The organism is Arcicella gelida, from assembly GCF_034931025.1.
Lineage (GTDB): Bacteria > Bacteroidota > Bacteroidia > Cytophagales > Spirosomataceae > Arcicella > Arcicella gelida.
The window spans coordinates 196,666-216,584 of record NZ_JAYGIL010000002.1 but is presented as its reverse complement, the minus strand read 5'-3'; the positions used below and the strand labels follow the sequence as shown (position 1 = coordinate 216,584).

The window sequence follows — 19,919 nt, the reverse complement described above, 5'->3', positions numbered from 1 at the left end:
TTTTGTATTTAAACGACTTTAGTTTTATTAATACCCTTATTCATTAGCCTTCTGTATTTATTGAGCTTCAACAAACTTAATATGTCTCAAGAAAAAAAAGAAACCTATTTTTCACAATTAGATGGAGTACGCTTTTTAGCAGTAGCTTTAGTACTGGTAGATCATTGGTTGACTGAGCGAAATCCATTTCCTTTAGGACATCTTGGTGTTACAATGTTTTTTGTTTTGAGTGGATTTTTGATAACAAGAATTTTGATTCAAAGTAAATTAAAAGATGACCAGTTCGGAAGAAGCCATTGGTTTTCTGTAAAACAGTTTATCATCCGCCGAAGCATTAGGATTTTCCCAATATACTTTCTGTCGATTTTTGCTTTATATTATTTTGATGTTCCTCCCGTTCGTGAAACCCTTGCTTGGTGTCTTACTTACAGTACCAATTTATACATTGCTATCAATCAGCATTGGATGGGTACAATAGACCACCTTTGGTCTTTAGCGGTTGAAGAACAGTATTATTTAGTTTTTCCTTATCTAATTCTCTTTCTTCCGACTCGCAATTATCTGAAATTATTATGGATAATGATAGTCATTTCAATTGGATTCAGGCTTTACTTTTATTTTCATGGAAGTCCGTGGTTAATACAATATGTATTAATGCCTACTGCATTAGATTGTTTTGGTTTAGGAGGATTAATGGCTTATTATTTTACTTTCAAAAAAGATGAAGTCTTCGAGAAAATTGCAAATGGTAGGTTGGTCATATTGAGCTTTGTGGTTTATGCTATTTGTGTTGCTCTAACGCAAATCCAACAAAAAGAAACACATCAGATTTATAATTTTGGTAACCTTGTCGCTGAAAGATTTTTTGCTGCTGTTTTCTGTTTTTTCCTAATTGCCAAAGCAGTTGCAGGCTATTCTGGCTTTGTAAAATGGTTTTTTGAAAATCCAGTTTTTCAATATTTGGGACGTATAAGCTACGGAATTTATTTGTATCATAATTTTGTCTATAATTATTATCATACGCCACAGACAAGTATAGTGTTGAGAGGTCTTCATAAAATTCAAAGAATTATTCCTTACTTTACCCTGAATTTAGGCTTTGAATTATTATATTTTCTAATACTTACCATAATGCTAGCTAGTTTATCTTGGTATTGTGTGGAGAAACCAATCAATTATTTGAAAAAGTATTTTACTTATTAATTCATATCAAATCATCAAAACAAGCTTATTAACAATAAAGTATTAAACTAAAATCGGTTTTGTGCCTAGCTTTAGATATTTTTGTGGTTTGAAAGCTAAGCCTTATTGATATAACAAGTATAAGTTGTGAATTTAAAGTGCTGATTTATACAGACTAATTCACAAAACTATTTTTTAATATCCTACTGTAAATACTTTTAGCTTTTTTAAAATTTTAATTACTTAATCTAGCTTTACCCCCAACAACTGAATGAGTATCAAATTAGCGATTGTCATGCCTGCTTACAATGAACAAGATTGTATGGCTGAAGTAGTAAAAATCTGGTCGGATCTTTTAGACAGTGAATTTGCAACAGAAAATACTCGTCTTATTGTAGTGAATGACGGTTCCAAAGATAATACTGGTAAAATTTTAGATGAATTAAAACCTCTCTATCCTAAACTTGTTGTTGTTCATCAACCTAATGGAGGACATGGTAATGCTGTAGTTCATGCCTATCGTAAAGCGGTTGAATTAGGTGCTGAATATATTTTCCAAACAGATTCAGATGATCAGTTTATTCCTGAAGATGTAAAATTGCTATGGGAGAAGCGTCATCAATCAAAATTTATCCTAGGTCATAGACAAGTAAGACATGATGACCCATTCAGATTATTAATTACTAGAATTTTAAGATATAGTATGTTTTTTGTTTATGGTACTTTCATCATGGACTCAAATATTCCTTTTAGATTAATTGAAGGTAATTTCTTGAAGAAATTATTAGCTCAATTACCAAATCCTGTACCATTTGCTCCAAATATTTTTCTAGCAATCATGGCTAAAAAAGCTGGACAAGAATTATTCAATATTCCAATCGTACACAAAGAAAGAGCTACGGGCGAAGTTTCAATCCGTAAAATGAAATTGCTTAAAGTTTGTTGGCAATCGTTCAATGAATTATTGGATTTCCGTCTTGCACTCAATACTAACATTAAAAACTTGAAATAGGAAGACCTAAATTTATGAAACAATACGATTTTGTGATAGTTGGTGCTGGACTATTTGGTGCTGTTTTTGCACATGAGGCTAACAAAAGAGGCAAAAAGTGTCTGGTAATTGATAAAAGGAATCATCTGGGCGGTAATATTTATTGTGAAGAAATAGAAGGTATCAACGTACACAAATATGGTGCGCATATTTTTCATACCAACGATAAATCTATTTGGGATTATGTAAATTCATTCGTTGAATTTAATCGTTATACCAACTCTCCATTGGCTAATTTTGAAGGTGAATTGTACAATTTACCTTTCAATATGAATACTTTTTATCAATTATGGAAAGTAAAAACACCACAAGAAGCTCAAGATAAAATCAATGAACAAGTAGCCGCTTCGGGCATTACTGATCCACAAAATCTTGAAGAACAAGCAATTTCTTTAGTTGGTACAGATATTTACCATAAATTAATTAAAGGTTATACTGAAAAACAGTGGGGAAGAAAAGCAACTGAACTTCCTGCATTTATCATCAAAAGACTTCCGCTTAGATTTACTTTTGATAACAATTACTTTAACGATAAATACCAAGGTATTCCGATTGGTGGTTATAATAAATTGACCGAGGGTTTATTGAATGGAATAGAAGTAAAAACTTCAACAGATTTTTTTGAAAAACGTGAAGCCTTTAAAGCAATTGCTGATAAAATTGTATTTACAGGTCATATTGACGAGTATTATGATTATTGTTTTGGTAAATTAGAGTACAGAAGTTTACGCTTTGAAAATGAAGTACTCGACCAAGAGAATTATCAAGGAAATGCCGTTGTCAATTACACAGAAGCACATATTCCATTTACCAGAATCATTGAACACAAACATTTTGAATTTGGGAAACAGTCTAAAACAGTTGTAACTAAAGAATATCCATGCGAATGGAATTCAGGAATGGAAGCGTATTATCCAATCAACGATGATAAAAATACGGAAATGTTTAAGCTTTATCGTACACTAGCTTCTGAAGAAAAAGACGTGATTTTTGGTGGTCGCTTGGCGGAATATAAGTATTATGATATGCACCAAGTGGTAGCTTCTGCTTTAGTGAGAGTGAAATCAATTTTTGGATAATTCTTTGTCCATAAAAATGTTAAAACTATGAAAAATAAGGCAATACTTTTCCTTGTAATAGCCATTTTAGGAATAGCTACTTATCTTTTTTTTCAAAAGAAAAACCCTTATTTAAGCACATTAAAACGTTTTGTTCCAGATAATACTTTATTACTATTAGAAACAAATGAGATAACTGATAGTCCTCAATCTCATGTTTTTGCACAAATTCCTTTACTCTCACGGGTTGAAAATCAATTTTATTTATTGCAAGAAATAGGACTTTCCAAAGAAGAGATTCAAGATTTAATAAAAGAGAAAACCTTATATTTTGCTTTATTACCTGAAGCAAAAGAAGATTTGAATTATATCACTTATCTGCCACTGAATCAAAGTGATTCTGCTTTAGTAAATAAAATTAAAAGACTGCAAGAAAATATTTCAGGTAGCCGAATTATTTATCATACTACTCGTGGACAAAGAATTGCCGAAGTAATTGATAGTTCTGCTAAATCGGTTTTGTCTTTTTTTATTCAGAATGATATTATCATTTTTAGCTCTTCAAGTATTTTAATCGAAGAGGCAATTTTGCCTAGTGAAAATTCATGGATTAAAGAAATTGCGAATAAACTTACGCTGCAAGACGATTCTACAATTACAGCTACTCATCTAAACAAACAGGCAATTGCTAGCTTTATCAACAAGATTTCGGTTGATAAAAATAAAATAGCGAAGCAGTTTGTCAATTTACTTTCTGATAATTTCACGGGTTTTCAGTCAGATGAATCTGTTATTAAGGCCTTTGGTGTACTGAAAGATGCTAATCTTTTTGAAGGACAAAGTCCAAAAAAGCTGGAAGATTTAAGCATGATTCCTAATACTTCTTCTTTTTTACTTCACATTCCTTTTGATAATACCGCTAAACTTGAAGAAAGTTTCCAACAATATTTCTCTAAAAATAAAGAGTTAAACATCTTAAGAAATACAGTAAAAGCCGCTTTCAAACTGAATTTTAGTGATATTTATCAAAATCTTGAAGGTGAAATTCTTTTAACAGGTTTTGATGAAGGCGATGAAACTTTCAATGGCAAAGCTTTAATTCTAAGAAATAAATTACTCTTCGATATTTTAAAAAATACTTCTGTTGAAGTTTCAAAAGAAAAAAATGCCAATGTGGTAAGTGTTGAATATGGCGGTTATACCATTAAATCTTTAGGAATCAGAGAATTCCCCACAATGCTTTTTGGTGAATATTTTGCTGGTTTTGAAGAATGTTATTTTACAGAATACAAAAATTATTTAATTATTACGAATAGTTTGTCTGCCATGCAAAGCTATTTATTGGCAATCAGTAAAGGTGATGTTTGGAGTAATTCTGCTAAAAATCAAGCCTTAGTTAAAAAGTGTAAAACTTCTAATTTAACCTTAATTTCAGAAACGAATCGTGCTTTATTAGGTTTTAAAAAGTCTTTAGTAAATGCTTGGGCGAATAAATTTGCTGAGAATGAAAGCCAGTTAAACCGTATTCGAGTAAGTATTTTTGAAATACTTCAAGACAAAACAGAACTTAGATTATTTAAGAATATCTCTTTGGTAGAATCATCGAAGAAGTATTCAAATAAATGGATAAAACTGGCAAGTATTGAGGTTGATTCTTCTTCAAAACCATTTTATTTTACCAATCCACTAACCAAAAAGCAAGAAACTTTTGTGCAAGGTGCTGATAATCAAATTCATTACGTGAAAGCTGGTAAAAAAGTTTGGTCTTATCAATTATCTGGTAGAATTGTGGGGGAAATTAAAAATGTAAAGATTCTACCAAATACTCAGCAACAATTGTTGATAGCTAGCGCCAATAAAGTTTATATTCTTAGCAGAAATGCTCAAGGATTTGAGGTGAAAACAATTCCAAATAATACAGGATTAGCCATTCATGATTTTATTATTTTTGATGCAGAGAATGATAAAAAGCAAAATTTGACGCTTTTTTCTGCTAATTCCACTTCTTATAAAATTGATAAAACAACGCTTACTTTAAGTGTACATTTTAAACCTAAAAATGCTACGCCACATATTTTGCCAATTTCAACTGTTATTATCAAGGGAGTTGAATATGCAATTTTGCTGGATAAAAAAGGAAAACTGACTTTACAAGATGCAAGTGGAAATGTAGCAAATGGTTTTCCGATTACACTGAATCGTACTTTTAATGATCCTGCTTTATTGGAAGGTTCAAATGAACGAATTCATATTAAAGTATTGAGTGAAAACGGTGAATTATTTTCTGTGAATTTATCAGGTAAAATTGTTGAAAAGAAACAATTATTACGTCCGAATTTTGAAAGTAAATTCTTTCTTTGTGCCGACCAACGCAATACAGATTGGGTAATTATGCGAAGTGATGGCAAAGATGTAACGGTAATTGATAAATCAGAAAGAGAAATGTTTACGATTAAAGAGGAAACTTTTGGCGTAAAACGTTTGAAATATTATAACTTGGGCGTTGGTGGGAAGTATTTTGCTTTGACGAACAGTTATACTGCTTATCGGTTTTTCGATGAAAATGGAAGTTATATCGGCGGAATGCCAATAATTTCAACCTATCATCCAATACTTACTTATTCAGAATCGTATCAAAAATTAATCATTGACATCACAACGCCTGCTGCTTTAGAAAATTGGTCGGTGAAACTTCGTTAATATGCTTTTTAATTCTATTCATTTTTTAATTTTCTTTATCATTGTTACACTTGGCTATTGGTCTTTGGGTTGGAGTGGTCGCTGGCGATTATTACTTTTTGCGAGTTGCTATTTCTACATGGTTTTTATGCCAATCTATATTTTAATACTTTTTTTTACGATTATCATTGATTATTTTGCTGGAATTTATATTGAACAATCGAAAGGTTCAAACAGAAAATTATTGTTGATAGTCAGTTTAATTTCTAACATTGGAATTCTAGCCATTTTCAAATATTATAATTTTTTCAATACCAATATTTCAGCTCTTTTACATTTGATCGAAGTCAGAAATCCAGCTCCTTATCTCAAGATTTTACTGCCAATTGGGCTTTCTTTCCATACTTTTCAGGCAATGAGTTATACCATTGAAGTATATCGTGGTAATCAAAAAGCAGAACGCCATTTTGGGATTTATGCACTTTATGTAATGTTTTACCCGCAATTGGTAGCTGGACCTATCGAAAGACCGCAAAATGTAATTCATCAGTTTTATGAAAAACATCAATTCAATTGGGAGAGAACCAAAAGTGGATTAATGATGATGGCTTGGGGTTTATTTAAGAAAGTGGTCATTGCTGATAGATTAGCAATGGTCGTGGATTCGGCTTATCATAATCCTTCCGAAAAAACAGGTTTATCACTTTTAGTAGCCACTTTCTTTTATACTTTTCAGATTTACTGTGACTTTTCTGGTTATTCAGAAATTGCTTTGGGTTCGGCTAGAGTAATGGGTTTTGAATTGATGGGAAATTTTAAAAGCCCTTATTTTTCAACATCAATTTCCGAATTTTGGCGGAGATGGCACATTTCACTTTCTACTTGGTTTCGTGATTATTTGTACATTCCTCTAGGCGGAAATAGAGTAGCTGAATGGCGAAGATATTTCAACCAATTTGTTGTTTTTATGGTCAGTGGATTGTGGCATGGTGCTCAGTGGACTTTCGTGATTTGGGGTTCATTGCACGGTTTTTACTTGATTGTAGCTGCCGCAAGGAATAAGTATTTTCCAAAATTAGTCTTGCCCGAAAATGTTTTTGGAAAAGCGATTAATCTTATTTCAACTTTTGTCTTGGTGATGTTAGCTTGGGTATTTTTTAGAGCAAAAGACACCAGAGATGCTTTATTGATTTTAAGAAAAATATCATTCTTTTCAATCAACGATTCGTTGGAATCTCCACTGAATAATATTGAAATGTTATTTTCATTGGGATTGATTGGATTATTACTTTGGAAAGAATTAAAATATTTTTATATCAACACAGAAAGTAATGTTAGATTTTACAGTTTAATCTCTCTAGTGATGATTTTGGTGTATTTCTTTGGAGTTTTCAACACCAATAATTTTATCTATTTTCAATTTTAAAGAGGTTTTATGATTTTGGATTTCAGATGTCTGATTTTGGATTTCTGGCTTCTAATGATTTAGTAATTAAAACTAAAATCTGACATCCAAAAACCAATAATTGGGACTGAGTAACTCCAATGCTTTGAGATCAAAATCAGAAATCCGACATCCCAAATCCGACATCCCAAGTGTTATGTTAAAAAGTGCATTAAAATATACAGTTTTATTGGTTGCCATTTTCTTATGGTTGCAAGCTTACTTTCCTGCTATTTATTCTAACACAAAACTATTTCCAGACGATTATCGGTTTGGAGATTTATACCGACTTTCTTATTTACCTCAGTTTAAAGAGCGAACTATTGCTTGTCATGAAGAAGGAAAATCGTTAGCGAATGATACTTCTCAGGTGAATTTGTACATAATTGGCGATAGTTTTGCGGAAGAAGCAAGAGTAAACAAAACAGATTTTAATACAAGCAAATATCTTTACACACATTGGGCAAACGATGCCTATATTCAATTAGACAGTACAAAAAGGAATATTCTGATTTTAGAATCAGTAGAAAGAGCCGCTAAAGAACATCTTTCTGAGGATGTTGATAATTTTAGCATTGCAAAACCAATAAAAAATACAGAGAATCCTAATCTTAGTTTTCGAAAAAAAATAGTTCATGGATGGGAAGAAATTAGTCCAGTATTATTTCCACCAGGAACAGAAGAACGCCTTGAACATACGCTTTTCAATTATGATTTTTTTCTATGGTTTAGAGAATTGAAAGCGAAAATGAATTTAATTTTATTCGATAGAATTGAGCCAAAAGTGATTCTATCAAAAGATAAAAAACATTTGTATTACATGGAAGAAGCCGACAGTACGCATGGACGTTCTGCCTTTTTTCCTGTTACAGATGCACAAATTGATACCTTTGTTACACATGCAAATAGGAGTAGAGAAAAGTATTTAAAAGCGGGTTTTGATGAAGTTTATTTGTCAATTATTCCGAACAAAGTAAGTGTACAATCGCCCGATTTGGGAAAATACAATCATTTAATAGAGCGAATTCAAAATCATTCAGCCCTCGAAGTTCCAGTGATTGATACTTATACAATCTTCAAGAAAAATCCTGAAAAGTATTATTTAAAAAGTGATACACACTGGAATTGTGCTGGCAGAAATATTTGGTTAGATATTATTAATCAGCAGATTATCGTAGAAAATAACCTGAAAAAATAAAGAGCCAGACTTTCGTCTGACTCCTATTTAGCGGTTATGTATAAAGTGGTTATAGTAATTACAATAAAGTAATAAAGCTCTTGATAACGGCTCCTAATCGAACGGCATCAAATATACGCTGTTCGCTAGCACCATGAGATTTTACGGAAGCTTCGTGTGAAGTAACACACATTTCACAACCATTAATCGCTGAGATGACTAAGCTCAATAGTTCAAAGAATTCTTTGCCAAGTACAGGATTCATCATGATTGACATCCTAACGCCAGCAGGAATATTATTGTAAGATTCCTTGTCCATAAAATGGCGGAAACGATACAATACATTGTTTGCATTCATCAAAGACACGCAAGAAGCAACTTCCAAAAGTTCTTTTTCTTCAGCACCTTTGCTTTTTGCAAGTTCTTCCAATGCGGTAATCAAAGTACTTGATTTTTCATTGATAGCGACAGCAAGTGCTAACAAGATTGCTTCTTTTTCTTTCAAAGTTTGGGCTTTCAAAGCATTAGAAACATTAATTTTAAGATCTTTGATATAACGGTGGTCGGCTGCGTTTAAGCGATCAAGAAATAGACTTTCGAATGTTGAAGGAAGATTCACTTCTGCCAACAAATTATTTTTAGTTTCACTAACTGTTCCGAACATGATTTTTATTTGTGGGAGTAAAAATTCAGAGGCTTTAATCAATAAAGCCTCTGAATCAGGAAATTAAACTGATAAAGTTTCTTCGCCTTGTTTCCAGTTACAAGGACAAAGTTCGTCTGTTTGAAGTGCATCCAAAACTCTTAATACTTCGTCAACGTTACGACCAACTGATAAATCGTTAGCACATACCCAACGAATAATTCCTTGTGGGTCAACAATATAAGTAACACGGTAAGCAATTTTTTCGTTTGCTTCTAAAATACCTAATTCTTCAGCTAAAGATTTAGAAGTATCAGCTAACATTGGGAATTTTAATCCACGAAGATCATCGTGATTGTTTCTCCAAGCTAAGTGAACAAATTCAGAGTCAGTAGAAGCACCGATTAGAATAGCGTCACGGTCAGAGAAATCATCATATTTTGCATTGAAAGCAGCAATCTCTGTAGGACAAACAAAAGTAAAATCTTTTGGCCACCAGAACATTACTAACCATTTGTCAGCATTTTTGTGGTCTTCAGAAGTAATATCGTAAAATTCTTTACCTTTTTCAAGAGATACTACTGCTGTTTTTTGGAATTTTGGAAATGTTGAACCTAATGATAACATGATTTTGTTGTTTTCTGTTTAAATTAAATATTGAAATTGTACAATTTTTATTTCTTTTTGAATCAAATTAAGTATTATCGTATTTGAAAAGTAATATTTATTTTGTTTTACAAAGTTGGTCACTAATCTCTTTGTAAACAAATTGATAATATTGATATTTACATAGAGATTCCTTATAACTTCTTTTAATAACATGACTATTACCCAATTAGAATATGTAATTGCCGTAGAAAATCATCGAAATTTTGTGCAAGCTGCCGATAGTTGTTTTGTGACTCAACCTACTTTGAGTATGCAAATTCAAAAATTAGAGGATGAACTTGGTGTAAAAATCTTTGATAGAAGCCGTCAGCCAGTCGTAACCACTCAAATTGGTTTGGAAATTATTCAACAGGCTCGCATCACTATTGCTGAATTTTATAAAATTAAAGACGCCGTAAATTCAGGAAAACATGATGTAACGGGTGAAGTTCGTTTAGGAGTAATTCCGACTATTGCTCCGTATTTATTGCCACTTTTTCTGGCTAGTTTTCTTGAGAAATATCCAAATGTGGAATTGAAAATCAAAGAGCTAACAACTGATAGAATTGTTCATGGTTTAAAAAATGACGATTTTGATTTGGGTTTAATTGCTACGCCACTTCAACAGCCTAATATTGTAGAATATCCTATTTTTTATGAAGAATTAGTATTGTATGTTTCTAAAGAAAATGCGATTTACCAGAAAAAATATGCACTTTCGGAAGATATTAATCCAAAGGAATTATGGCTTTTGGAAGAAGGACATTGTTTGCGTTCTCAAATTGAAAATCTTTGTGAATTAAAACGAAAATCAATCGGGAGAAATCAATTTGAATATCAGGCTGGAAGTTTAGAAACACTTCGGAAGATGGTCGAAAGAAATCAGGGAATTACCATTTTACCAGAATTAGCGACGATGGATTTTGATGAAGATAGATTGAATTTAATTCGTCATTTTAAATCTCCTGCACCCGTCAGAGAAGTAAGTTTGGTTGCTCATAAAAACTTTGCAAAATTGGGGATTTTAAAAGCATTAAAAGAAAGTATTCTTGAAGCAATCCCTAAAGAATTAACAATAGAAAAGAAAAGAAATATAATTGAGGTTGCTTAGACTGAAGAAGTAAGATACAAGACACAAGAAGCAAGATAAATAAAAAATGAAATAAGGTAAAGAGATATTTCAAGCACAATATTTTTCTTGTATCTTTTGTCTTTACTCTTGCTACTTTTCAAATCAATAAACTAAAAACAATGAAATTCATCATCACACTATGCTTGATACTCCAAAGCTTTTTTGGATTTTCACAGCTATTTCAACCTAAAAAAGCGTACACTCGTCAAGACACACTTCGTGGAAGTATTACACCAGAAAGAGCTTGGTGGAATCTACAGTATTATCACCTCAGCGTTAAAGTACAGCCATCAGATAGTACTATTTCAGGTAATAATTTAATTACTTATAAAGTATTAAAGCCTGCACAAGTAATACAAATTGATTTGCAAAACCCAATGCAAATCACAAAAGTTGAGCAAGATGGACAAGCTTTGAATTATAAAAGAGATGGTAATGCTTTTTTTGTTGAGTTACAAAAGAAACAACTAGTTGGCAAAACAGAATCCATCAAAGTATTTTATGAAGGAAAACCAAGAATTGCTCGTCGCCCGCCTTGGGATGGTGGTTTTTCTTGGAAGAAAGATTCTTCAGGAAAATGGTTTATTACTACATCTTGCCAAGGTTTGGGTGCAAGTGTTTGGTGGCCATGCAAAGACCACATGTACGACGAAGCCGATAGTATGAAAATATCAATTACTGTTCCCAAAGATTTACAAGATATTTCAAACGGAAGGCTATTGAAAGTAACGGATAATGCTGATGATACTCGTACTTTTGATTGGTTTGTTGCCAATCCAATCAATAATTATGGCGTTAATATCAACATTGGTAATTACGTACATTTCTCAGAAAAATATAAAGGCTTAAAAGGCGATTTAGACTGCAATTATTATGTGTTACCAGAAGATTTAGAAAAAGCAAAAGTACAATTCAAGCAAGTACCAATGATGCTAAAAGCCTTCGAACATTGGTTTGGACCTTATCCATTTTATGAAGATGGCTATAAGTTAGTTCAAGTATCGTATTTGGGAATGGAACACCAAAGTTCAGTTACTTATGGAAATAAATTTGCCAATGGATATTTAGGGAAAGATTTATCGGGAACAGGTTGGGGTTTGAAATGGGATTTTATCATTGTTCACGAGTCAGGGCATGAATGGTTTGCTAATAATATTACAGACAAAGACATTGCCGATATGTGGATTCATGAAAGTTTTACCAATTATTCTGAAAGTCTTTTTACAGAATATCATTTTGGAAAAGAAGCAGGAGCGGCTTATGTAAGAGGTTGTAGAAAACTAATTGGTAATCAAGAACCAATTATTGGAGATTATGAAGTAAATGAAAGTGGTTCTGGTGATATGTATTACAAAGGCGGAAATATGTTGCATACGATTCGTCAGGTTATTGATAATGATGAAAAATGGAGACAAATTTTGGTTGGACTCAATAAAGATTTTTATCATCAAACTGTCGATACCAAACAAATTGAAAATTATATCAGTAAAAAAGCAGGAATTAATTTAAGTAAAGTATTTGACCAATATTTGAGAAATACTAAAATTCCGACATTAGAATATAAAGTAGAAAATGGAGGAATTACTTATCGTTGGACGACCTGTGTTGATGGTTTCAACATGCCAATCAAGGTTGAAAATGCTAAAGGGAAATATCAGTTTATTCACCCAAGTACGGAATGGAAAAGCCTTAAAGGTATCACAGAGCTAAAGATTGATGAAAATTTTTATGTGAATGTGAAGAAAGGATAGACATAGAAATATACAAAAGCCCCGTTCAAGAAATTGAATGGGGCTTTTGTATTTAATGCTGTGCCACTTTTTTCTGTCTTTTAATAAACATTCTTTTTAAGGAATTCGTAAATCTTTCATCTGTTGGATACTTTCTATTGGGTGTCATGTTGTTAAAGATAAGTGCTACAACAAAGAGAATTAAACAACCTGAAAGTACTGGAGACAAAGCATAAAAATAACCCAAACTTTTAATTTTCTCTGATCCAATTACTGCAAGTAATCCAGTGGCTCCGCCTGGAGGATGAAGGGTTTTGGTTATTTGCATTAAAACAATCGAAAGTGAAACTGCTAATGGAGCTGTTAGCCAAAGAATGTTCGGTAAAAATTGCTCAATACTAATTCCGATTAAAGCTGAAATCAAATGTCCTCCAATAAGGTTACGTGGTTGTGCCAAAGGACTTTGAATCGCTCCGAAAATCAATACACATGATGCTCCAAATGAACCAATTAAAAAGATATTGTCGTTGTTTGTTAGTAGAAAAGTTTGTAAAAATGCAATGAGACCAATACCAATAAATGCACCAATAAATGACCAAAAATGCTCTTTGTAATCTACTAACGTTTCTCTGTAAATAATGTACCTCGAAATTCTTAAATTTCGTTTTAATTTTTGTTTAACCATTCGCTTGTTCTTAATTTTCAGCCTAAGAAAGCTTGATTTAGTAAATTGTCTTATGAGTTTTGTTTCTTTAATTGATTCAAAATTAGTACAAAATGAGATATTTTTGAGTATTTATACTTAATTATTGTGCAGCGTTAAACTTAGCTGTATGAACATTTTAAAAATGGCTATAATTATCATAAACCAAAAGAGCCTTTATTCATCACGAATAAAGGCTCTTTTGGTTTATGATTTTATAGCTTTTAATTTCCTACTACAAACACAGCATTTCCAAATAACAATTTACCATTTTGCCAGAAACCTCTGAAAATTGGGTCATTTGCTAAGTAAACGATTTGCCCACGACCTAAATCTTGTGTGCCAAAAATCAGTGAATTTTTAAGTTTATCCTGTGCTTTTGCACCAGCATAACCCGCTACCAAATCTTTGGTTTTGGTTACGCCAACATTCCAGCCATCTGCTAGGTATTGGAAGTCTGTCGTTTCAAGTACTAAACTGTAATACGATTTATCATAACCAAAAGCTAAAGGATGCGTATTATCCATCGAAAGTTTGTAAATACTTCCTGGTGTTTCTTCAGAAACAGACTCTCTCTCAGCATTCGCATAAACTTTCAATTTAGGTACTTCGTTTTCCTTTTCTTTATCTTTTTTCTTGTCTTCTTCTTTGTGTTTTAATTCAAATCCATCTTTGCCAGCCAACGCATTTAAAGCTCCTTGAATAGCAATTAACTTACCTCCAGCACGAACCCAGTCTTTTACTTTATTAAGGTTTTTATCGTCTAAAATTTTGTTGTATCTGCCATCTACTAATATCAATACATCAAATTTTGATAAATCAACCGTTCCTAAAGTATTCTCACCAATGATGGTAGCAGGATATTCAATTTGCTTATCGAAGAAGTGCCAAGTACCGCCAAAAGAAGTAGGAGAAACGCCATCTCCTGAAACAATTGCTACTTTTGGAGCATCCAAATAAGCCACATTGTCTGAACCAAAATCAGAACCTTTTGTTGACATTCCAGTAGAAACAGCGTAAAGATTTACTTGTAATCTTTCAGCTTCTGCACGCACAATTTTATCGAATGAATCTCCCAAACGCTCATTTCCTGAACGAGTAATTACTAAAGTTCCTTCATTATAAGTTTGATTTTCAATTTCAAAAGCTTTAGCTGCTGAACGTACTTTAATACCTTTTTTCAACAAAGAAGCTAATAATTTCAATTCGCTGAAAGCTTGCCATTTTACCAAATAAGCATAAGGTTTTTCAACTTTAGCAGTGGCTGGTGTAAACTGTGGTTTTGGTGCTGGCGTGATTTTATCTTTTACCGCAAAAGCACTTAAACCATAAGCATAAGGCAATGACCATGAAGTAATGTCATACGTTACAGAATCTTCTACCATTGTTTTTGGTTCTAACAAAATCTTTAAGAAAGTAGAACGTGGTTGGAAAAGGTTTATCACAATATCGTCTGGGTCTATGCTAAAACCTACATTTTTATCATCTTGATAACTATAACCTGCGGCTACTAAACCTTTGCCAGCAATTCCATATTGGAAGTTTTCACGGTCAAGAAAATTTAAAAACTCACGAGTTCTACTTTCATTGCCTTTTGTTTTGAAGACGAACGATTTGTATTGCCCAACTGGACTTTTCTGTGCGTTGTCAAAGAATTTAATGAATTCTGTTACTGCTTTATCTGCATTTGCCGAAATAGCTTCAAGGCAAGCAAAGGAAGTACTAAAGTGGTGGTCAATTCTTTGTTTTAGTGTAAGCGTATCGCCATCTCTTTTTGTGATGCCTAAACCACCTCTTCCGCCACCGCCTTGCTCATAAGTCATACCGAATGCACCGTTGTAAGTTGGATATGTATCGCCATAAGATGGATAAAGTAAATCAAAACGTTCTTTAGAGAAATACAACCAACCATTTTTATCAAAATCACGTTTGTTATAATCGCCAAGAATTTTCTGGAATTCTCTTTGCCAGCCTGTAATATCTTCATGATATGGTTTTGCAGAAGGAGCAAAGTAATATGGATTTTCTACGCCTTGCTCATGAAAATCTGCATGAAGATGTGGCATCCATTGACGATACATTGTCATTCTTTCTTGAGATTCTTTTTGTGTTTGCCAAGCCCAGTCACGGTTCAAATCGAATAAATAATGATTGAAACGTCCACCTGGCCAAGGTTCGCTGTGTTCAATCGCCGCAGGATTTGGATTATAAACCGCACCCACTTTTTGATTGTAAAAGTTTACATAACGGTCATATCCATCTGGGTTAATACTTGGGTCTAATATCACCACAGTATTTGCCAAAATAGCTTTTGAACGCTCATTAGAAGCATTCATTAATTCATACAAAGTAAAAGGAGCAGTACTTGTTCCGCAAGATTCATTTCCATGAACATTGTAACTCAACCAAGCAATTGCAGGCTGTTTTTTGGTCGGTTTCCCTTCTAATAAACCAATAGATTTTAAATTATTGGTTCTGATTTCCTCTAATTGAGCAAAATTTTCAGGAGAAGCCAAGATAGCAATCATCAATGGGCGACCTTCGTTGGTTGAACCATATTGAATTAATTTTACTTGATTTGGATTCTGACGAGCCACATATTCATAATAACTCACTACTTGGTGATGTCTGAGGAAACGTTCGCCTTTTTTGAAATTAAGGAACTCTTCGGGAGATTGTAGCTTACTTTGTGCTGATGCACAGATACTTAACAGCAAAAATGCGTGAAGTAATAGATTTTTGAGCATGATTTTAAGGTTTGATGAATGGATTCAAACCAAAAATAGAAAGAAAAAGCTTCCTAAAAAATCAAATATCCTTTTTTTCGCAACAAGATTTATGAGGTACAGGGTCATAACCGCTACCGCCCCAAGGATGGCAAGAAGCAAAACGTTTCATTCCTAAACGAAAGCCTTTCCAAAATCCCCAAATCTGAATTGCTTCTATCATATACTGCGAACAAGTAGGCGTATAACGACAGGAATTCGGAAAATATGGCGAAATAATTCCTTGATATACTCGTACTAAAACGATAAGAATTTTACTGGGAAGATTGGTCATTGTTTTTTGTTTCCTCAAAGGTAACAAGCTCATTTAAAATAATAATCAGCGATTTGAAAATCGTTAAAATGTTGATTTGATTACTTCTTAAATTTATGAAGAAGAATTATAAATAAGTTTTAAATTGCCTCAATATCCAAAACAAATCAAAACTTATAACTATGAAAAAAAGAACATTTTTAAAAACAACATCAATGTTGGTAAGTGGCGTCGTACTTTCACGATTTGTTGCTTGCCAAACAAAACCCAAAACAAATTTGAAAAACTGGGCAGAAAATTTAGAATACAGTGCTGAAAACGTTTATTATCCAAAAACGGTTGAAGAAGTACAGGAAATTGTAAAGAGATGTGATAGCCTAAAAGCATTAGGTTCTCGCCATTCATTCAATACAATTGCTGATAGTGAAGTAAATCAAATTTCACTCAGAGATTTTAATAAAGTAGTTTCGCTTGATAAAAAAGCCAATACTGTAACGGTAGAAGGAGGGATTAAATACGGAGAATTAGCTCCTTATTTAGAAGAAAATGGCTACGCACTTCATAATTTAGCCTCATTACCTCATATTTCGGTAGTAGGTGCTTGTGCCACGGCGACACATGGTTCAGGAGTGAAAAATGGAAATTTATCAACTGCTGTTGTTGCTTTTGAATTTGTCAATGCAGCTGGTGAGCTTGTGAATTTATCTAAAGAAAAAGATGGAGAAAAATTCAATGGAGCAGTAGTTGGTTTAGGAGCATTGGGAGTGGTGACTAAAATTACTTTGGCAGTTCAGCCTAGTTTCAAAATGAAACAAGTGGTTTATCGAAATTTACCGATGAGTGCCTTGGAAAAGAATTTTGAAACCATCATGTCGAGCGGTTATAGTGTTAGTTTATTTACTGATTGGAAAAATAAAAATATCAACGAAGTTTGGGTAAAAAGTAAAGTAGAGGAAGGTGATACTACCGAAATTCCTGCGGAATTATTTGGAGCAAAATTAGCTACTCAAAATCTTCATCCTATTGAAGAAATATCAGCTGAAAACTGTACCGAACAATTAGGAGTTCCGGGCGTTTGGTACGAAAGGATGCCACATTTTAAAATGGGTTTTACACCAAGTGCGGGTAAAGAATTGCAATCAGAATACTTTGTTCCTATCGAACATGCTTACGAAGCTATGATGGCGATTGAAAAACTGCATGAAAAGATAAGTCCACATATTTTTATTTCAGAAATCCGTGCGATTCAAGCAGATGATTTATGGATGAGTCCATGTTATAAAAAAACTTGTATTGCATTGCATACTACTTGGAAACAAGAAGTAGAAACTGTAATGGGTATTCTCCCACTTTTTGAAGCAGCATTAGCACCATTTAATGCTCGTCCGCATTGGGCAAAACTCTTTACAATGGAAGCATCAGTTTTACATGGCAGAATCGAAAAGCTGAACGATTTCAAAACTTTAATAAAAGAATATGACCCAAACGGTAAATTCCAAAATGAATTCTTGAAGAAAAATATTTTCTCGTAAGTTATTTTAGGATAAAGCTGTTTAAAACTTTCCTGATTTTTCTACTAGCAGGTGAATTAATTCACTTGCTAATAGAAAAATGATTCATTTCAAAAGCTTTATCTGATAAAGTGGTTTTGCTTCCATTCAACCCCGAAAAGATTACTTTCGGGGTTTTGTTTTTTGATGATTATTCAATAAAAATATACTTTATTCCAATTTTCTTGAATCTCAATAAAACCAAAAAAACATTCCTCACGTATATCTGCTAAAATTTCCACATAAAACTATTAGCAATATGTACACAAATAAACTTAAACTGTTTTTAACAGCCTCCGCCTTTGTTGTTGGCTTTGGTCTGTCTTCTTGCAAAGACGATGAAGCAACTATGCCAACCGTTATTAAACCAGACCAAACTTTCTTTGTATTAGCAGATGGCAAGCAATTAATGAAAATCAACGCCATGAATTCAGAAATGGCAACTAGCACCACTACCATCACAGGTTTGATGACAAACGATGCTTTATTATCCATTGATTTCAGACCTGCCACTGGTGAATTGTATGGAGTAAGTGCAATGAACAGAATTTATGTAATCAATCAAGAAACTGGAGCAGCTAGAGTAATTGGTACAACTGCTTTAAACCCAATTGTGAATGGTTCTGCCGTAGCATTAGACTTTAATCCAACGGTTGATAGAATCAGATTAGTAACTAACACGGGGCAAAATTTACGTTTACATCCAGAAACGGGAGCGGTAGCAGCGACCGACGGAAGTATTAATGGCGGAGCAAGTCCAGTAATTGAATCGGTAGCTTATACTAATAATTTTGCGGGTGCAAGTACTACAGTTTTGTATGATATTGATGCCAAATCTGATAAATTATACAAACAAGACCCACCCAATAATGGTACTTTGGTAGAAGTAGGAAATCTTGGTATTGATATTAGTGCTTCGGCAGGTTTTGATATTAATCCTGCTGGAGATGTTGCCTTGACAGCGGTGATGGTTTCAGGAAAATGGGAATTACACCAAGTAGATATTACAACCGGGAAATTAACAAAATTAGGAAATTTACCAACTGGTAATATCAATGGTTTGGCGATTCCAACCGCACCAGTTGCTTATGCAGTTGACGAAAGTAATAATTTGTTAACCTTCAATTACTTGAATATTGGCACACCAGTTGCCAAGGCAATTACAGGTTTACAAACAGGTGAAACGGTTTTAGGCATAGATTTCCGTCCTGCAACAGGTCAATTATTTGCTTTGGGAAGTTCTAGTAGATTATATGTATTGAATACTTCGTCGGGTGCGGCGGCAGTAGTTGGGTCTGCACCATTTGCAACTACTTTAGCGGGTATTTCTTTTGGTTTTGACTTTAACCCAACTGTTGATAGAATTCGTTGTATCAGTAATACTGGTCAGAATTTACGTTTACATCCTGAAACTGGTGCAATTGCAGCAGTAGATGGTGCTTTAAACCCGGGAGTACCTTCAGTAACATCTTCGGCATACACGAATAACTTTGCAGGAGCAACATCAACAGTATTGTTCAATATCGACAATATGACTGATAAATTGTACAAGCAAGATCCACCAAACAATGGAACTTTAGTAGAAGTGGGTGCATTGGGCATTAATGTTGAAACTGTTGGAGGTTTTGATATAACTAGCCGAGGAGGCATGGCTTATGCTGCTTTGAAAGTAGGGGATAAGTCTGCAATTTATAGCATTAATATCACAACAGGCGTTGCAACGAAATTAGCAGATTTACCAAATACAGTACGTGCTTTTACAATTGGCACAGGCTTTTAATAGTTGACTTAATTCCTTATTTGTTAAAACCCAAGAAGAAATTTCTTTTTGGGTTTTTTGTTTTGTCCAGAATCGTCTAAACTAATTTGCGGTTTTCTTCACT

General features: G+C 33.3%; 15 protein-coding genes. 10 read left to right on the top strand and 5 right to left on the bottom strand.

The annotated features are described in order from the left end of the window. The first annotated feature begins 81 nt into the window (after nt 1–81). From VB776_RS00925 to VB776_RS00900, 6 genes are all read left to right on the top strand, one after another. Nucleotides 82–1,203, top strand: a complete 1,122-nt coding sequence (locus VB776_RS00925; protein WP_323325105.1) for an acyltransferase family protein — start codon at nt 82–84, stop codon at nt 1,201–1,203. A gap of 250 nt (nt 1,204–1,453) precedes the next feature. Beyond that, complete coding sequence (locus tag VB776_RS00920) at nt 1,454–2,194, top strand: glycosyltransferase family 2 protein (RefSeq protein ID WP_323325103.1); 741 nt, start codon at nt 1,454–1,456, stop codon at nt 2,192–2,194. A gap of 14 nt (nt 2,195–2,208) precedes the next feature. Continuing rightward, nucleotides 2,209–3,312, top strand: a complete 1,104-nt coding sequence (gene glf, locus VB776_RS00915; protein WP_323325101.1) for a UDP-galactopyranose mutase — start codon at nt 2,209–2,211, stop codon at nt 3,310–3,312. 27 nt (nt 3,313–3,339) lie between these two features. Further along, entirely contained in the window at nt 3,340–5,991 is a 2,652-nt protein-coding gene (locus VB776_RS00910) for a hypothetical protein (RefSeq protein ID WP_323325099.1), read from the top strand. A 1-nt stretch (nt 5,992) separates the two neighbouring features. Further along, a complete protein-coding gene (locus VB776_RS00905; protein ID WP_323325097.1) occupies nt 5,993–7,396 on the top strand; it encodes an MBOAT family O-acyltransferase in 1,404 nt (467 codons plus the stop codon). Nucleotides 7,397–7,571: 175 nt separating this feature from the next. Then, a complete protein-coding gene (locus VB776_RS00900; RefSeq protein WP_323325095.1) occupies nt 7,572–8,612 on the top strand; it encodes a hypothetical protein in 1,041 nt (346 codons plus the stop codon). A 58-nt stretch (nt 8,613–8,670) separates the two neighbouring features. On the opposite strand, the gene VB776_RS00895 is transcribed toward VB776_RS00900, so the two are convergent. Both VB776_RS00895 and VB776_RS00890 read right to left on the bottom strand, forming a co-directional pair. Continuing rightward, nucleotides 8,671–9,255, bottom strand: coding sequence for a carboxymuconolactone decarboxylase family protein (locus tag VB776_RS00895; protein ID WP_323325093.1), 585 nt, complete (start codon nt 9,253–9,255; stop codon nt 8,671–8,673). A 63-nt stretch (nt 9,256–9,318) separates the two neighbouring features. Further along, complete coding sequence (locus VB776_RS00890) at nt 9,319–9,861, bottom strand: peroxiredoxin (RefSeq protein WP_309922808.1); 543 nt, start codon at nt 9,859–9,861, stop codon at nt 9,319–9,321. A 193-nt stretch (nt 9,862–10,054) separates the two neighbouring features. Here VB776_RS00890 and VB776_RS00885 point away from each other — a divergent pair, with 193 nt between their 5' ends. Continuing rightward, nucleotides 10,055–10,993, top strand: coding sequence for a hydrogen peroxide-inducible genes activator (locus VB776_RS00885; RefSeq protein WP_323325091.1), 939 nt, complete (start codon nt 10,055–10,057; stop codon nt 10,991–10,993). 140 nt (nt 10,994–11,133) lie between these two features. After that, nucleotides 11,134–12,765 (top strand): M1 family metallopeptidase, encoded by a 1,632-nt coding sequence (locus VB776_RS00880; protein ID WP_323325089.1) that lies wholly within the window; start codon nt 11,134–11,136, stop codon nt 12,763–12,765. Nucleotides 12,766–12,817: 52 nt separating this feature from the next. On the opposite strand, the gene VB776_RS00875 is transcribed toward VB776_RS00880, so the two are convergent. The 3 genes from VB776_RS00875 to yidD all read right to left on the bottom strand — a co-directional run bounded on the left by VB776_RS00875 (nt 12,818) and on the right by yidD (nt 16,507). Beyond that, nucleotides 12,818–13,429 carry an HPP family protein gene (locus tag VB776_RS00875; RefSeq protein ID WP_323325087.1) on the bottom strand — a complete coding sequence of 204 codons (612 nt, stop codon included), beginning with the start codon at nt 13,427–13,429 and terminating at the stop codon, nt 12,818–12,820. A 242-nt stretch (nt 13,430–13,671) separates the two neighbouring features. Continuing rightward, nucleotides 13,672–16,194 carry a M14 family zinc carboxypeptidase gene (locus tag VB776_RS00870; protein ID WP_323325085.1) on the bottom strand — a complete coding sequence of 841 codons (2,523 nt, stop codon included), beginning with the start codon at nt 16,192–16,194 and terminating at the stop codon, nt 13,672–13,674. A gap of 61 nt (nt 16,195–16,255) precedes the next feature. After that, nucleotides 16,256–16,507, bottom strand: coding sequence for a membrane protein insertion efficiency factor YidD (yidD, locus tag VB776_RS00865; RefSeq protein ID WP_323325083.1), 252 nt, complete (start codon nt 16,505–16,507; stop codon nt 16,256–16,258). A gap of 161 nt (nt 16,508–16,668) precedes the next feature. Between yidD and VB776_RS00860 the strand changes: the two genes are divergently transcribed. After that, on the top strand, nt 16,669–18,018 hold the full coding sequence (locus VB776_RS00860; protein ID WP_323325081.1) for an FAD-binding protein: 1,350 nt from the start codon (nt 16,669–16,671) through the stop codon (nt 18,016–18,018). Nucleotides 18,019–18,295: 277 nt separating this feature from the next. Continuing rightward, entirely contained in the window at nt 18,296–19,816 is a 1,521-nt protein-coding gene (locus VB776_RS00855; protein ID WP_323325079.1) for a DUF4394 domain-containing protein, read from the top strand. The last annotated feature ends 103 nt before the right edge of the window (nt 19,817–19,919 follow it).

What these genes read in the sequence shown, in the direction of transcription:
- VB776_RS00890 (WP_309922808.1), bottom strand. Translation starts at nt 9,861, where the DNA reads ATGTTATCATTAGGTTCAACATTTCCAAAATTCCAAAAAACAGCAGTA.
- yidD (WP_323325083.1), bottom strand. Translation starts at nt 16,507, where the DNA reads ATGACCAATCTTCCCAGTAAAATTCTTATCGTTTTAGTACGAGTATAT.
- VB776_RS00870 (WP_323325085.1), bottom strand. Translation starts at nt 16,194, where the DNA reads ATGCTCAAAAATCTATTACTTCACGCATTTTTGCTGTTAAGTATCTGT.
- VB776_RS00860 (WP_323325081.1), top strand. Translation starts at nt 16,669, where the DNA reads ATGAAAAAAAGAACATTTTTAAAAACAACATCAATGTTGGTAAGTGGC.
- VB776_RS00895 (WP_323325093.1), bottom strand. Translation starts at nt 9,255, where the DNA reads ATGTTCGGAACAGTTAGTGAAACTAAAAATAATTTGTTGGCAGAAGTG.
- VB776_RS00900 (WP_323325095.1), top strand. Translation starts at nt 7,572, where the DNA reads ATGTTAAAAAGTGCATTAAAATATACAGTTTTATTGGTTGCCATTTTC.
- VB776_RS00875 (WP_323325087.1), bottom strand. Translation starts at nt 13,429, where the DNA reads ATGGTTAAACAAAAATTAAAACGAAATTTAAGAATTTCGAGGTACATT.
- VB776_RS00880 (WP_323325089.1), top strand. Translation starts at nt 11,134, where the DNA reads ATGAAATTCATCATCACACTATGCTTGATACTCCAAAGCTTTTTTGGA.
- VB776_RS00925 (WP_323325105.1), top strand. Translation starts at nt 82, where the DNA reads ATGTCTCAAGAAAAAAAAGAAACCTATTTTTCACAATTAGATGGAGTA.
- VB776_RS00910 (WP_323325099.1), top strand. Translation starts at nt 3,340, where the DNA reads ATGAAAAATAAGGCAATACTTTTCCTTGTAATAGCCATTTTAGGAATA.
- VB776_RS00855 (WP_323325079.1), top strand. Translation starts at nt 18,296, where the DNA reads ATGTACACAAATAAACTTAAACTGTTTTTAACAGCCTCCGCCTTTGTT.
- VB776_RS00920 (WP_323325103.1), top strand. Translation starts at nt 1,454, where the DNA reads ATGAGTATCAAATTAGCGATTGTCATGCCTGCTTACAATGAACAAGAT.
- VB776_RS00905 (WP_323325097.1), top strand. Translation starts at nt 5,993, where the DNA reads ATGCTTTTTAATTCTATTCATTTTTTAATTTTCTTTATCATTGTTACA.
- glf (WP_323325101.1), top strand. Translation starts at nt 2,209, where the DNA reads ATGAAACAATACGATTTTGTGATAGTTGGTGCTGGACTATTTGGTGCT.
- VB776_RS00885 (WP_323325091.1), top strand. Translation starts at nt 10,055, where the DNA reads ATGACTATTACCCAATTAGAATATGTAATTGCCGTAGAAAATCATCGA.